Genomic DNA, 14,900 nt, shown 5'->3' with positions numbered 1-14,900 from the left:
GACCAGGACCGTCGGGTACCGGCCTGGTTCGTCAGCTCCTCGTCATTTCGGACGATTGAACAGGCTGGCCGGCCAGATCTTCGCAGAGATCCGACTGCCCGGCGTGGTCCTCTCCGACAGGTCCGTCCTCACCTCGTCGACGAGCGCACTTACCTCCGAGTCATCGAGCGACTCGGGAGCGGCACCGTAGCGCTGAGCTTCGAGGGCATCGACGAACGCTCCGAGCGCAGAGTCATCATGACCCGACTCGGACGGACGTGACGGGGCCGGACTGCTCAAGCGCCGCAACCGTTCGTCCGAACGATCGAACGTCGAGGAACCGGCTGCATTTTCACCGGCGGCACCGGAACCGGCTGCCGCCTCGGCGGCGGACTTTCGGATCGGTTCGCCGGTGTCCGCATCGATCTCTGGTGCCGTTGAGCCGGCTTCCGCATCGGTCGGGCTCGAGGCATCCGCAGCCTCGGTGCCACCACCGCCGGCAGCTCCGGCAGCTCCGGCCGCTGGGACGGCACCGGCGAGCACGAGCTCGTTGAAGCGCAGCGTCCGGCTCGAATCCAAGCTCTGCCCGTAGTCGGTGGCCAGAGCACGGACCTCTGTCCACACCGCCTCGAGATTCTGCGGATCCTTCGTCCGGCGCGAGCGCAGGATCGACCGCCAGATCGCGGGCAGTGCGGCGAGCAGCAGCAGGACGAGCACGATGGCTGCGATGCCGAAGACAGTGCCGAAGTTCGAACCGGCCGGCTCTGCGGCCTGAGTGCTCGTCTCCTCCTCGGTGGGTTCCTCGGAGTCACCGGTCGGCGAAGCAGATTCGGTCGGCTCTTCGCTCGGGCTCGCAGACTCCGACTCGTCGCCCTCCTCCTGTTGGTCGGCGCCATCGGCGAGAGTCCACTTCGGCGGATCACCGGCGGGACCGCCGGGGGTGGGTTCGAAGCGCACCCAACCGGCACCTTCGAAGTAGAGTTCCGGCCAGGCATGCGAATCCTGCATGCTCACGTCGACGCCGTTCTCGGCTTCGTCCCCGCCGGCGTATCCGACGCCGATGCGGGCCGGAATTCCCATCGTCCGAGCCATGATCGTCATGGCCGAGGAGAACTGGACACAGTAGCCCTGCTTATCGGCCAGGAAGTCCGAGATCGCGTCGCCGCTGGCCCGTTCGGGGGCATCGAGCGAATACTCGAAATCGCCGCCGCGGAAGTACGCCTGCAGCATGACTGCGGCCTCCCACTGGTTGTCCGCATCGGCGGTGACCCGCTCTGCGGTCTCCTTCACGCTGGTCGGCAGGGAATCGGGGACGGCGAGTTCGGTCTCGAAGTCGCTCTCGGACACCGGAGTCGCCGACTGCAGATCCTTGACGTCGGGATTCGGGGACAGATAGTCCATCGAATACTGCAGTCCACCGGTCTTCTCGCCATTGCCGACGACCGTCAGGGTCTTCTCGTCGAAGATCCACCGACGACTCAGATCCTTCGGCTGCTGCGGAGCATACGGAGACGGCAGGTACTGCTGGTCGTAGTTGTCGCCGACGGCGACGCTGATCGTCTGCTCCTTGAAGTTCTTGTCCCGCGGCATCCCCGCGGGCCATGGCATTCCGTCGGCGGCGATCGCGAACGGATCGAGGCTGAACGGGCTCGGTGCCCAGTTCTCACCGTCGAAGTCGTCGATCGAGGTCAACCGGATCGGATCCGCGTCCTCGTCCGTCGTCTGGTAGCTGAACAGCGTCGTGTCATCCCGGTCGCCGAGGTTCTGGCGCAGGTTGAGGAATGGGTTCGTCACCGTCAGATCGCCCTGACCCTTCGACGCCCGATCGGGCAGCGTGGGCACCGGGGGCAGCAGAATGGGCAGGCCGATGCCGATCGCCAGAGCCAGAGCGCCGGCGAGGATCGCCGTCATTCCTCCGCGCCACCGAGTTGCGGGCAGATAGGGGCTGAGCATGAGCAGCAGGAACGCCGCGAGGATCGCGACGATGTGCCACCACTTCACCTCCTGAGCGGCGAAGTAGACGGGAATCATCCACAGCACCAGCAGCAGCACACCGCCGACCTTCGGCGCCCGCAGATCCGAGACGAGGCCGTCGATGAGGATCGTGATGAGGGTGAAGGCGATCGTGAGCATAGCGATGAAGCCCGGTGTGCTCGCCGCCGGGGGAGCGGTCGCGTAGAGGTCGCTGACCCCCTCGGAGAGCAGATCGATCACCGTTCCGAAGGACTCACCGGTCGGGATGAACCCGAGCAGCAGCGAATCCCCGGCGCAGACGATGAAGACCGCGATGAGACCGGCCACGCACTGGGCGATGACCGCGGTTCCGGTCGAGCGCAGTGCCGGAACGGTGCGGAACACGGCGCCGACGATGACGACGACGGCGACGGCGACCAGGACGGGCGAGACCCAGGCGAAGTCCTTGAACACCGCCGATACGGCGACAGCGGTCAGGGCCATGGCGACGAAGACGACGATCGCCTCGAGCCAACCCGTGCTCGGACGCTCATCGCCCGTCGACACGGGTGCCGAATAGTCGTTCGCCGGAGACTCGGAATCGGCTCCGCGCGGACGTGTGTCAGGAGTATTCAGACTCATCGGCGCACCCCCTGCGGAGTCGAGCTAGCGCCACCCGGGGCCGCGGACGCGCTGCCGGCGCCGGCAGTTCCCGGTCCGGGTTCGGCCGAGGTCCGACCGGCGCCGCTGCGAGAGCGCTTGGACTCGAACGTCGTCCACGACTCCGGCAGGTCCTCGCTGAGACCGAGCATCGTCAGATCGTCGATCTCGCTGAGAGTGCGCAGAGTCACCGGCACGCGGCGGGAGAAGTGCGAGGCGAGTTCCTGCCCGCGCTGATCGCCGACGGAGCAGATGACGATGTGGTTGGGGTTGTCGTGTGAGGGCAGTTCGACCCTGCCCGGGCGCACAAGGGCGGAGAGCAGACGCAGCTTGTCGATCTCGCGAGCTCCTTTGAATCTGATCTGGTGTCCGGGAGCGACGACGTTGACCTCGTAGTCGGCCTTGAGGAACGCGGTTCCGGCCGCGGTCGCCGCGGCCAGCAGGAACTCGATCTCGAGATCGCTCGGCTCCTCGGCGCCCTCATCGGCGACGAGGTCGATGAGGATGAGCGAATGGAGCGTCTCCTCATCGGCTTCGTGTCGGACCATGAGCTCGCCGGACTTCGCCGTCGAGGGCCAATGCACGTGCCGGAGGTCATCGCCGGGCACGTACTCACGTGTGTGGAAGTCCCGAGTGGTATGACCGGTGCGGACCTTGCCGTCGTCGAGGCGGGCGGGCCGGATCGACGAATCCTGCGGGATGCGCGCGGGCAGGATCGGCACGGACACGGCCACGGGGAAGGCCCCGTGAACCTTCTTCTTCATCTTCACCAGGCCGAAGGGGCCGAACACGGTGATGAGGACCGAGTCGATTCCGGAGACACCGCGGCGATTGGGGGTGAACGACGTCAGCACCGTCTGTGATGCCCCGTGGGCCAGAGCCGGAACATCACCGGAGGTGGAGTCGCCGAACCCTTCGGCCGGAGTGAAATCGATCGTCGCGGCAGGGATCGCGAGCTGGCCGATATTGGTCACACGCGCCTGGACTTCGACCTCTTTGCCTTCGGCGGCCAGCGGGTAGCGGTCTCCCGAAGGAGACAGCGCCACCTCGTGGAGGTTCGTGCTCATCGCGATCGACACCCGGCGGGTGCCCCACAGGATGAGCAGAGCCGAGAGCAGGACAAGGCCGAGCAGCAGCAGACCGGCCGGCAGCAGGCCGGGCAGCGCGAAGCGGTAGGCCGTGATGATCAGGGCCGCCCCGGCCAGGACGAAGATGATGCCCGAAGTGCTCAGTCGCATGCGGTCACTGGTTCGCGGAGACGGGCACGCGGGACAGCACCCGACCGATGAGGTCGGCAGCCAGGTCTGCGTCGTCTCCGTCGCGGGGGATGATGCGGTGGGCGAGGATGTACGGGGCCAGGGCCTGCACATCGTCGGGGGTGACGAAAGTGCGACCCGACAGGGCAGCGCGAGCCTTCGCCGCCCGCAGCAGATGGACGCCGCCGCGCGGGGAGCTGCCGAGCAGGATCGCCTGATCGTTGCGGGTGGCGTGGAGGATCGCCACGATGTACTCGCGCAGCTGCCTGCTCGCGGAGACATGGCGGACGATGGTGCGGGCCTGAGTGATCTGTTCGAGGTTCGTCACCGCGGCAGCGGTCTCGAGGGGATCGTTCTGGATCTGGTTGTCCAGCAGATCGACCTCATCGGACGTCGCCGGGTATCCCAGGGAGATGCGGGTGAGGAAGCGGTCGCGCTGGGCCTCGGGCAGAGCGTAGGTGCCCTCCATGTCGATCGGGTTCTGAGTGGCGACGACGATGAACGGTGTGGGCATCGGATAGGTCTGCCCGTCGATCGTCGCCTGGCCCTCGGCCATGCACTCGAGCATCGCCGACTGCGTCTTCGGGGACGCGCGGTTGATCTCGTCGGCGATGACGATGTTCGCGAACACCGGTCCCTGTCGGAACTCGAAGTGACGAGTCTCCTGGTTGAACAGGTTCACGCCCACGACGTCGGTGGGCAGCAGGTCAGGGGTGAACTGGATGCGGCGCACGGAACCGTCGACGACCTTGCCCATGGCACGGGCCAACAGGGTCTTGCCGACGCCGGGGACGTCTTCGAGGAGGACGTGTCCGCCGGCGAGCAGTGCGATGAGCGAGAGCCCTACGGCGTCATCCTTGCCCTCGAGCACCGAGTTCATCGCGGTGCGTGCCCGCGAGGTCAGATTCTGCACCCACTCGATGTGTTCGGCGCCGATCACGGAATTGGTCTGTGTACCTTCTTGGCTGGTCGACATACCCTCCATTGTCCCTTAAAGCCGGCACCCCAGCCACACGAGTTTCTTTCAGCTTCGTCACTGCCTTCCCCTCCCCGCTCCCATTCCCTCCCCGAGGTGCCCCACCCCACTCCCCACCACCTTCCCCACTTTTCTCCACGCGGACCCTCCACTTTCCTCCCCACTCGCCTCCACCTCGGTGCGGGAAATCGCCTGCGATCCCCGGATTCTCGCGGATCTGTGCCGTTTTCATCGTCCTCGCCGAGGCGGCCCACCGCCTCGGCGGACCCTCCGTTCTCCCCGCGACCGACACTCCCGCGACGCGCCTCTGAGAAATTTTCCCCACTTTCCTCCACTTGTCTGACCTGGGAAAACAATTGGTCCGGAGCATCGGTAGGGCGAAAAGCTGGAATCTGTGGAGGGAAGTGGAGTACTGTGGTTGCTATCGGAGCCGATGGGTTTCGAAAGGGGTGAGACGACATGTTCTTGGGCACTCATATGCAGAAGCTCGACGACAAAGGTCGCCTCATCCTGCCCGCAAAGTTCCGCGAGGAGCTGTCGCCCGGACTCGTTCTGACCCGTGGCCAGGAGAACTGCCTCACCCTGTTCCCCACCACGGAGTTCGAAGCCGAGCACGCGCGAATCCAGAACGCGCCGAAGACGAATAAGGAAGCCCGCGATTACCAGCGTGTGTTCCTGTCGGCGGCATCTGCGGAACAACCGGACAAACAGGGACGCATCACGGTCCCGAACATATTGCGGCAGTACGCATCACTTGATCGGGAAGTCGCAGTGATCGGCATGGGCAACCGGGTCGAGATCTGGGATGCACCGACCTGGGAGGACTACCTCGTCGGCGCTCAGCAGGCTTTCGCCGAACGCGAGGAGGAGGTGATCCCCGGAGTGATCTGATTCTGCTCGGGTTTGATCCTTGCCCGCCGTGCTCGAGTTTCGGGGAACTTCCCCGTTTCCGAAGCTCGGACGTCCTGACACACTTCCCCGGTGGCAGGGCCACGGCGGTCAAGGTTCTGGCTCCAGCAGCGCACCCCCGACCACCCCCGTATGAAGGACCCACGAATGACAGCTCAGCACGTACCGGTGCTCCTGACGCGCGTGGTCGAACTCATCGGCGTCGGAGTCGAAGCCGCCAGGGACGCCGGACTCACCCCGGTCGTCGTCGACGGCACACTCGGCATGGGCGGTCACGCCGAAGCCGTCCTCACGGCCTTCGACGATGTCCACCTCGTCGGCATCGACCGTGATCTGCAGGCCATCGACATCGCCACGAAACGCCTGGCCCCCTTCGCCGACCGCGTCGATATCGTCCACGCAGTCGACGACGAGCTGCCCGATGTCCTCGACGATCTCGGCATCTCAGAGATCAGCGCGATCCTGCTCGACCTGGGAGTGTCCTCGCTGCAGCTCGACGAGGACGAACGCGGATTCTCCTACTCCCGACCGGCGCCTCTGGACATGCGCATGGACCGCACCCAGGAGCTCACTGCTGAGAAGGTGCTGGCCACCTACTCGGAATCCGAGCTGCGCCGCATCCTCCGCGAATACGGCGAGGAGAAGCTGGCCGGCAGGATTGCGAAGATCATCGTCACGGACCGGGTCGACACCCCATGGAAGACCTCGGACCAGCTCGCGGCCATGCTCTCGCGGGTGATCCCGCAGACGAAGAAGAAGTCGCATCCCGCCAAACGCACCTTCCAGGCCCTGCGCATCGAGGTCAACGACGAGCTCGGGGTGCTGCGCACCGCACTGCCGGCGGCACTGGAGGCGCTGCACATCGGGGGAGTGGCCGTCATCGAGTCCTACCAGTCATTGGAGGACACGATCGTGAAGAAGACCTTCCGAGCGGCCACGACCTCCTCGGCGCCGCCGGATCTGCCGGTCGTGCCCGAAGAGCACCAGCCCTGGCTGACCGAGATCATCCGGGGCGCCGAAATGGCTGATGAGCAAGAAGCAGAGACCAACCCGCGGGCGGCAAGCGTCCGGCTGCGGGCAGTGCAGAAGATCAGGGAGGCACGATTGTGAAGAATTCCCAGGCGACCGCGGGTCAGCCCCACTTCACCGAACGCTCCCGCCGGCTCGAAGAGGCCGGTGGTCAGCAGGGCGGAGCCAAGCTGCGGCTGCTCAAGTTCGAACTGCCGAAGTCCCGTCTGCCCTTCTCCATGCTGTGCGTGGGGATCCTGCTGGCCACTCTCGTGGCCGTGCTGCTGCTCAACATCTTCGTCGCCAACACCTCCTACAAGGTCGACCAGCTGACGAGTGAGAAGGAAGCCCTGGCCGAACAGAAGGACCGCCTCGTCGAGGACAACTCGTACCGCGAGTCCCCGCAGAACATCGCCCTGGCCGCCGAAGAGCTCGGCCTCGTCCGTGATTCCTCACCGGAATTCCTCGACGCGAAGACCGGGAAGATGATCGACGCCCCGGGGATCGACGTCAGCGGTGAGAAAGAGCCCACAGTCGTGCCCGGCCCGCGCGCCGATACACGCGATGACATCCGACCCAATCTACGATCGGATGAGAAGCTCCCGGTCGTCGGGGGCAGCCCGAGCCAGGACGTGGCGGCTCCCAGCCAGGAGGCGCCGAAGTAGTCCGAGCTCACCGGGACCAGGGAACGGCCTGACCGAAACATTCGCCGACCACACCAAGGACCGAGGACTCCAGCTATGGGCTCAGCCAAGACCCGACTGAAGAAGAAGCGCAAGGGCGGTGGCCCCAATCTGCGTTGGCGGATGGGCTTCATCGCCGCGGTGTCGGTCCTCGTCCTCCTCATCACCTCCGTCCGCCTCGTCTCGATCCAGGGCATGGACTCGATGAAGCTGGCGGAGAAGGCGCTGTCGAATCGACTCGTCACCCGCACTCTGCCTGCCGATCGCGGACAGATCCTGGCCGCCGACGGCACCGTGCTCGCCGACAGCGTCTCCCGCTACCAGCTCGTCGTCGATCAGCAGAATGTCGCCCAGTACGAAGTCGACGGCAAACTCGTCGGAGCCTGGGGTGCGGCCGAAGCGCTGTCGAAGCCGCTGAAGACCGACCCCGGTGTGCTCTATCCGAAGCTCGTCGGCGACAAACGCTGGAACCCCGTCGCCAAGGGGCTGACCTCGGAGACCTGGCGTGCAGTGAAGAAGCTCGAGGTCCTCGGCATCTCCGCCGAGGAGTACTCGGTGCGCTCGTACCCTGCCGGAGGCGTCGCCGGCAACCTCGTCGGGTTCCTCAGCTCCGACGGCACGGCCCAGGCCGGTCTCGAGACTGCCTATGACGAACAGCTGTCGGGCAAGGACGGCCAGCAGCAGTACGAACGCGGAGCACGCGGAGAGATCATCCCGCTCGGCGACAACAACATGAAAGACGCCGTCGACGGCCAGGGTCTGCAGACGACGATCGACCCGGCGATGCAGTACTACGCTCAGCAGGCGATCGAAGAGCAGAGGAAGAAGCACGAAGCCGAATCCGCGTCGATCGTCATCAAGGAGGTCAAGACGGGACGCATCATCACCGCCGCGGATGCTCCCACCGTCGACCCGAACTCTCCGGGCAAGGTCGACGGCCCCGACCGCGGATCGCGCATCTTCACCGACATGTTCGAACCCGGTTCGACCGCGAAGATGGTCACCGCCGCAGCGCTGCTCGACAAGGGACTCGTCACTCCCGAACAGGAGTTCACCGTCCCTGACAAGTGGAAGGCACCGAACGACGAGGAGTTCCGTGACTCCCATGAGCACCCCGATGAGAAGCTCACCTTCGCCGGAATCCTCGCCGAGTCCTCGAACACCGGCACCGTGCTGGCGGGTAAGGAACTCACCGAGGCCCAGCGCTACGAATACATGAAGAAGTTCGGCTTCGGCACCAGCTCGGGCATCGACTTCCCCGCCGAGACCTCGGGCATCCTGCATCCGTATGAGGAGTGGGACGGACGCACGAAGTACACCGTGATGTTCGGTCAGGGTGTGGCCGCGAACGCGATCCAGACGACCGACGTCATCTCCACCATCGCCAACGGGGGAGTCCACGTGCCTTCCCGCCTCGTCGACGGAATGATCTCCCCGAACGGAGGGACCATCTCCACCCCCGCAGGAGAGAAGGAACGGGTCGTCAGCAAGAAGGCTGCCGACGAGACCCTGCGGATGCTCGAAGGCGTCGTCGCCGAAGGCACAGGAAAGTCCGCCCAGGTCTCCGGCTACAGGGTCGCCGGAAAGACCGGCACCGCGCAGGCACCGGCAGCCGAGGGCGGAGGCTATGACGGATACACCGCCTCCTTCGTCGGCGTCCTGCCCGCCGAAGATCCCGAACTCGCGATCTCCGTGACTTTGCAACGTCCTCGGAACGGCTACTACGGTGGACAGGCCGCAGCCCCCGTCTTCTCCGACGTCGCGGGCTTCGCCATGCGGCATCTCAAGATCCCACCGTCGACGCAGAAGCCCGACCTGCCCGCTCGAGAATGGAAATGATGCGCTTTTCACAGCTGCTGCCGATCGCACCCGGCACCCTCCACGGTGACCCCGAGACAGAGGTCGCCGGAGTCTCCCACGACTCGCGTGCGGTCTCACCGGGTCAGCTCTACGCTGCCCTGCCGGGAGCGAACGTCCACGGTGCGAAGTTCGCACCCGAGCTGATCCGCGGCGGGGTCGACGCCATCCTCACCGACGACGCCGGCTGGCAGCTCATCACCGAAGCGCTGAGCACGGACGAGGCGGGCCGGGACCTGCTCGCCGGAGTCACCGCTCTCATCGTCGAAGCACCCCGCGCCGTGCTCGGGTTCGTCTCCGCCGCCGTCTACGGGACCACCTCGGTGCCGGAGCTCATCGGAGTCACGGGAACAAACGGGAAGACGACGACGACCTATCTGGCCGACGGGATGCTCGCGGCACTGGGCCATCGCACCGCCGTCATCGGCACGGTCGCCATCCTCATCGCCGGCGATACGGTGCCCAGCGTGCGCACGACTCCGGAGGCCCCCGAACTGCACGCCCTGTTTGCGAAGATGCGTGCGGCCGAGGTCGACACCTGTGCGATGGAGGTCTCCTCCCACGCGCTCAGCCAGCACCGCGTCGACGGGGCTCATTTCAGCGTGGCAGGGTTCACGAATCTGTCCCAGGATCACCTCGACTTCCACAACACGATGGAGGAGTACTTCGAGGCGAAGGCCCAGCTGTTCACCCGCACTTTCTCCGACAAGGCCGTCATCGTCGTCGAAGACGAATGGGGCGAGCGGATGACAGAGGCCGCGCAGGTGCCCGTGCGCACTCTGGGACGCGACGAACGCAGCCAGTGGCGCATCGAACACACCCCGGGCGAAGCGGACTTCGTGCTCCACCTCGACGCCGGGGAGAGCATCAGGCTCCGCTCACCGCTGCCGGGCGATTTCAACGTCACGAATACGGCCCTGGCGGCCTCGATGCTCATCGAGGCCGGCGTCAGTGCCGAAGAGATCGATGCGATCGGTCGCAGCTTCGCGGCCACGGTGCCCGGACGGATGGAGATCATCGACGTCTCCGGACCGCGGGCGCTGGGCGAATCCCACCCGGAGATCCTGCCGCGGGCCATCGTCGACTATTCGCACACCCCCGACGCGATCGCGAAGGCGCTGGCGACGCTCCACGCCGACTCCGATGAGCTCATCATCGTCTTCGGCGCCGGTGGCGACCGCGACCGCGGCAAGCGCTTCGGCATGGGTCAGGCAGCGGCGCGTGAAGCCGATGTGATCGTTCTCACCGACGACAATCCGCGCACCGAGGATCCCGACACGATCCGGGCTGCCATCAGGCAGGGAATCGACGCCGAGGTGGATGCGGGACGGGCACGTGTGAAAAAGATCATCGAGGTCCCCGACCGCGGTGCCGCCATCGACGAGGCGATTGCCGAAGCAGACGCCTCGGCGACCGTGCTCGTCGCGGGCAAGGGGCATGAGACAGGCCAGACCGTGGGCACCACGGTCACCGATTTCGACGACCGGGCGAGGACACGCTCAGCGCTGTCCATGCGACTGGGCGGCGCACAACCAGGTAAAGTTCACAGATGATATGAAGCGACTGACTGCAGCCGAAATCGCAACCGCCCTGAGCGGCGAGTTGTACGGCATCGACCCCGAGACCCCATTGACCGCCGGTGTGGTGACCGACTCGAGAGAAGTCGGACCCGGCGATATCTACGTCGCCCGCCGAGGCGAGAGCTTCGACGGCATCGAATTCGCCGCCGCCGCCGTCGAGGCGGGAGCGGCCCTGATCATCGGCGAATCCGTCCCCACCATCGACGACGACCCGCTGCCGGTCGTCGTCGTCGCCGATGCCACCGAAGCGCTTGGCCAGCTGGCCAAGCACAGCATCGAAGGCCTGCGCACAGATGGCGAACTCACCGTCATCGCGATCACCGGATCCGTCGGCAAGACCACGGTGAAGGACCTCGCCGCGGATCTGCTCTCGGGTGAGGCAGAGACCGTGTGGCCGCCGAACTCCTACAACAACGAGGTCGGAGTCCCGCTGACGGCTCTGCGGGCGGTCGAATCCACCCGCTTCCTCGTCCTCGAGATGGGGGCTCGGTCGATCGGCAACCTCGCCTATCTGACGAGCCTCATCCGCCCCGACATCGCGGTCGAACTGGCCGTGGGCACCGCCCACTCCGGAGTCTTCGGTTCGATCGAGAACACCGCACGGGCTAAGGCCGAACTCGTCGAGTCACTGACGGCCGGATCCACTGCTGTGCTCAATGCCGACGACACCCGCGTGTCGGCGATGCGCGAGGTGCTCGCTCCGGATGTCACCACCCTGTGGTTCTCACAGCGTGAGTCCCTGCCCGAATGGGTCGGCGCCGACGACCTCGTCGTGCGCGGCACCTCGGTGTCCACGGATTCCTCCGGTCATCCGACGTTCACCCTCGCCCTGCCCGGTGAGGAGCCCCGCGATGTGCGTCTGGCGCTCATCGGCGAGCACCACGTCGGCAACGCTCTGGCGGCAGCAGCCATCGCCCACGCCTGCGGCGTCGCGGCCAGGTCGATCGTCACCACCCTGTCGACCTCCTCGGCGGCCAGCCGCTGGCGGATGGAGCTCATCGATTCGCCGTCGGGCGTGACCGTGCTCAACGACGCCTACAATGCGAACCCCGAATCCATGCGGGCCTCGCTGAAGACCCTGGCCTCGATGGGCCGCGGTGATGAGGAGACCAGCCCGCGACGCACCTTCGCCGTGCTCGGCGAGATGCTCGAACTCGGGTCCGAATCGGTGTCCGCGCACTCGGATATCGGCGAACTTGTCGTGCGCCTCAACATCACTCGCACCATCGTCGTGGGAGAAGGCGCGAAGCCGATCTTCAACGCCGCGAACCTCGAAGGCTCCTGGGGCAACGAGGCGGCCTGGGTCGCCACAGCGGCTGAGGCGAAGGACTTGCTCAACGCCGAACTCGCTCCCGGCGACATCGTTCTGTTCAAATCCTCCCGCGACGCCGGTCTGCGCTACCTGGGAGACGAAATCGCCGGAGTATCGGGGGCCCAATGATTGCCGTACTGCTTGCAGCCTGCCTGGCTCTCATCTTCGCCCTCGTCGGGACCCCGCTGTTCATCCGGGTGCTCGTCAAGAAGGGGTACGGCCAGTTCGTCCGTGACGACGGTCCGACCTCGCACGCGACGAAGCGCGGAACCCCGACCATGGGCGGAGTCGTCATCATCGGCGCCGCAGTGCTCGCCTACCTGCTCGGACACCTGTTCACCGGTTCCGTGCCCACGGCGTCGGGCCTGCTCGTGCTGTGGCTGGCTGCGGGACTGGCTGTCGTCGGATTCCTCGACGACTTCATCAAGATCAAGAAGCAGCGGTCACTGGGTCTGCGCCCGATGCCGAAGCTCATCGGGCAGGCCTTCGTCGGAATCTCGTTCGCCGTGCTCGCGCTGCAGTTCCCGAACTCCTTCGGCGAGACCCCGGCGTCGACGAAGGTGTCGTTCATCCGCGACACGAACCTCGATCTCGCGTTCGGCTCGGCGATCCTCGGCCTCATCCTGTTCGTCATCTGGGCGAACCTCATCGTCACCGCCGTCTCGAACGCGGTGAACCTCACCGACGGTCTCGACGGACTCGCCGCCGGCGCCTCGGTGGTCGTCTTCGCCGCCTATGTCGTCATCGGCACCTGGCAGTCGACCCAGAACTGCAACCTCATGTCCGAGGCCACGAACGCCTGCTACTACATGCGCGACCCCCGCGACCTCGCCATGGTCGCCGGCGCCATGGCCGCGGCCTGCTTCGGCTTCCTGTGGTTCAACACCTCGCCGGCGAAGATCTTCATGGGCGACACCGGTTCGCTGGCCATCGGCGGTGCCTTCGCCGGACTGGCGATCATGTCGCGCACCGAGCTGCTCCTCATCGTCCTCGGCGGACTCTTCGTCATCATCACCCTGTCGGTGATCATCCAGGTCGCTTCCTTCAAGACCACCGGCAAACGCGTGTTCCGCATGGCACCCCTGCAACACCACTTCGAACTCAAGGGCTGGGCCGAAGTGACGATCGTGGTGAGGTTCTGGATCATCGCGGCACTCTTCGTCATCGCCGGAATCTGCCTGTTCTACGCCGATTGGGTGGCGCGCATTGGCTGATGAACCGACCACCAAGGAGATCCCGGCCGCACTGCACGGGCCGAGTTCATCCCTGGCAGGACTGCGGATCCTCGTCACCGGTCTCGGGGTGACGGGATTCCCCGCTGCAGTCCACCTCGGCGAACGCGGAGCCGATGTCATCGTCATCGACGGCGACGCCACCGCCGATGTGAGCGAGAAGGCGCAGATCCTCGAGGTCTTCGACGTCGACATCCGACGGGGACCCGAACACGTCGAAACGCTGCCCGAGGGCGAACTCGACCTCGTCGTCACCTCACCCGGATGGCGTCCGGACCAGCCCGTGCTCGCGGCCGCAGCGAAGGCCGGCATCCCGGTCATCGGCGAAGTCGAACTCGCGTGGCGGATCCGCGGCACCAACGACGCCAAATGGCTCGCCATCACCGGCACCAACGGCAAGACGACGACCACGACGATGCTCGAATCGATGCTGCTGGCCGCCGGGCTCAAAGCCAAGGCCTGCGGCAACATCGGCACCCCGCTGCTCGAAGCCGTGCTCGAACCCGGGCTCGAGGTCCTCGCGATCGAACTCTCGAGCTTCCAGCTGCACTGGCAGGAGTCGATGAGCGCCGACGCCGCAGCCGTGCTCAACATCGCTCCCGATCACCTCGATTGGCACGGCAGCGCCGAGGCCTATGCGGCAGACAAAGCGAAGATCTTCCACAACGCGAAGCTCGCCTGCGTATACAACTGCGCCGACGAGGTGACTCTGCACATGGTCGAGGACGCCGACGTCATCGAAGGGGCAAAGGCCATCGGCTTCACCACCGGAGTGCCTCGCCCCGGCGAGCTCGGCGTCGTCGAGGACCTGCTGGTCGACCGAGCCTTCATTCCGCAGCGCTACTCATCGGCCGCCGAACTCGCCTCGCTCGACGACGTGGCGACGGCCACCGGCGTCGCGGGTTCGCGGCCCGCCCCGCACCAGGTCGCCAATGCTCTGGCCGCAGCGTGTCTGGCCCGCGCCATCGACGTGCCCGGTCAGGCGATCGCCGCGGGACTGCAGAACCATTCGCTCGGCGCCCACCGCATGGTCACCGTCGCCGAGGCGGACGGCATCCGCTGGGTCGACGATTCGAAGGCGACGAACACCCACGCGGCGAATGCCTCTCTGGCCGCCTTCGACTCGATCATCTGGATCGCCGGCGGACTGCCCAAAGGCGCCGACTTCACCTCGCTGTTCGCCGACCACCGCGAACGGCTGAAGGCACTCGTGCTCATCGGCTCGGACGATTCGGCCTACCGAGAGGCCATCGCCGCGACCATCCCCGACCTCGAAGTCGTCCGGATCGAACCGGCCCTGGCAGTGGACTCCGGAGTCCCGAAGCGCCGCGGAGAGGCCGTCGCCGCAGCCGCCGTCGACGCGGCTGCGCGGTTGGCCGAAGCCGGAGACACCGTTCTCCTGGCACCGGCGGCCGCGAGCATGGACCAGTTCCTCAACTACAACACTCGCGGCGAACTCTTCGCCGAGGCCGTCAACTCGCACCTGGAGCGCTGA

11 protein-coding genes are annotated in these 14,900 nt (G+C 66.1%); 8 read left to right on the top strand and 3 right to left on the bottom strand.

Translation table 11 applies throughout. The features are described from left to right. Positions 1–42: 42 nt before the first annotated feature. Genes SB749_RS18285 through SB749_RS18275 form a run of 3 tightly spaced genes read right to left on the bottom strand, consistent with a single transcriptional unit; the run spans position 43 to position 4,824 of the window. Complete coding sequence (locus SB749_RS18285) at positions 43–2,574, bottom strand: transglutaminaseTgpA domain-containing protein (protein WP_410711552.1); 2,532 nt, start codon at positions 2,572–2,574, stop codon at positions 43–45. Continuing rightward, a complete protein-coding gene (locus tag SB749_RS18280; protein ID WP_410711551.1) occupies positions 2,571–3,830 on the bottom strand; it encodes a DUF58 domain-containing protein in 1,260 nt (419 codons plus the stop codon). The genes SB749_RS18285 and SB749_RS18280 overlap by 4 nt, the downstream gene beginning before the upstream one ends. Before the next feature lie 4 nt (positions 3,831–3,834). After that, complete coding sequence (locus SB749_RS18275) at positions 3,835–4,824, bottom strand: AAA family ATPase (protein WP_410711550.1); 990 nt, start codon at positions 4,822–4,824, stop codon at positions 3,835–3,837. 459 nt (positions 4,825–5,283) lie between these two features. Between SB749_RS18275 and mraZ the strand changes: the two genes are divergently transcribed. From mraZ to murD, 8 genes are all read left to right on the top strand, one after another. After that, a complete protein-coding gene (gene mraZ, locus SB749_RS18270; protein WP_025777975.1) occupies positions 5,284–5,715 on the top strand; it encodes a division/cell wall cluster transcriptional repressor MraZ in 432 nt (143 codons plus the stop codon). A 165-nt stretch (positions 5,716–5,880) separates the two neighbouring features. Continuing rightward, positions 5,881–6,843 carry a 16S rRNA (cytosine(1402)-N(4))-methyltransferase RsmH gene (gene rsmH, locus SB749_RS18265; protein ID WP_410711549.1) on the top strand — a complete coding sequence of 321 codons (963 nt, stop codon included), beginning with the start codon at positions 5,881–5,883 and terminating at the stop codon, positions 6,841–6,843. Beyond that, a complete protein-coding gene (locus SB749_RS18260; RefSeq protein ID WP_410711548.1) occupies positions 6,840–7,406 on the top strand; it encodes a hypothetical protein in 567 nt (188 codons plus the stop codon). Before rsmH ends, SB749_RS18260 begins: the two co-directional genes overlap by 4 nt. A 75-nt stretch (positions 7,407–7,481) precedes the next feature. Then, positions 7,482–9,263, top strand: coding sequence for a peptidoglycan D,D-transpeptidase FtsI family protein (locus SB749_RS18255; protein WP_410711547.1), 1,782 nt, complete (start codon positions 7,482–7,484; stop codon positions 9,261–9,263). Continuing rightward, complete coding sequence (locus SB749_RS18250; RefSeq protein ID WP_410711546.1) at positions 9,263–10,834, top strand: UDP-N-acetylmuramoyl-L-alanyl-D-glutamate--2,6-diaminopimelate ligase; 1,572 nt, start codon at positions 9,263–9,265, stop codon at positions 10,832–10,834. Before SB749_RS18255 ends, SB749_RS18250 begins: the two co-directional genes overlap by 1 nt. Before the next feature lies 1 nt (position 10,835). Further along, positions 10,836–12,302 (top strand): UDP-N-acetylmuramoyl-tripeptide--D-alanyl-D-alanine ligase, encoded by a 1,467-nt coding sequence (locus SB749_RS18245; protein ID WP_410711545.1) that lies wholly within the window; start codon positions 10,836–10,838, stop codon positions 12,300–12,302. After that, positions 12,299–13,387, top strand: coding sequence for a phospho-N-acetylmuramoyl-pentapeptide-transferase (gene mraY / locus SB749_RS18240; RefSeq protein WP_139469765.1), 1,089 nt, complete (start codon positions 12,299–12,301; stop codon positions 13,385–13,387). The genes SB749_RS18245 and mraY overlap by 4 nt, the downstream gene beginning before the upstream one ends. Continuing rightward, on the top strand, positions 13,380–14,900 hold the full coding sequence (gene murD, locus SB749_RS18235) for a UDP-N-acetylmuramoyl-L-alanine--D-glutamate ligase (protein WP_410711544.1): 1,521 nt from the start codon (positions 13,380–13,382) through the stop codon (positions 14,898–14,900). Before mraY ends, murD begins: the two co-directional genes overlap by 8 nt.

Source organism: Brevibacterium sp. SIMBA_078, assembly GCF_046534565.1.
GTDB lineage: Bacteria > Actinomycetota > Actinomycetes > Actinomycetales > Brevibacteriaceae > Brevibacterium.
Note: the sequence above shows the minus strand (reverse complement) of the source record. Positions and strands in the feature narration are given on the sequence as shown.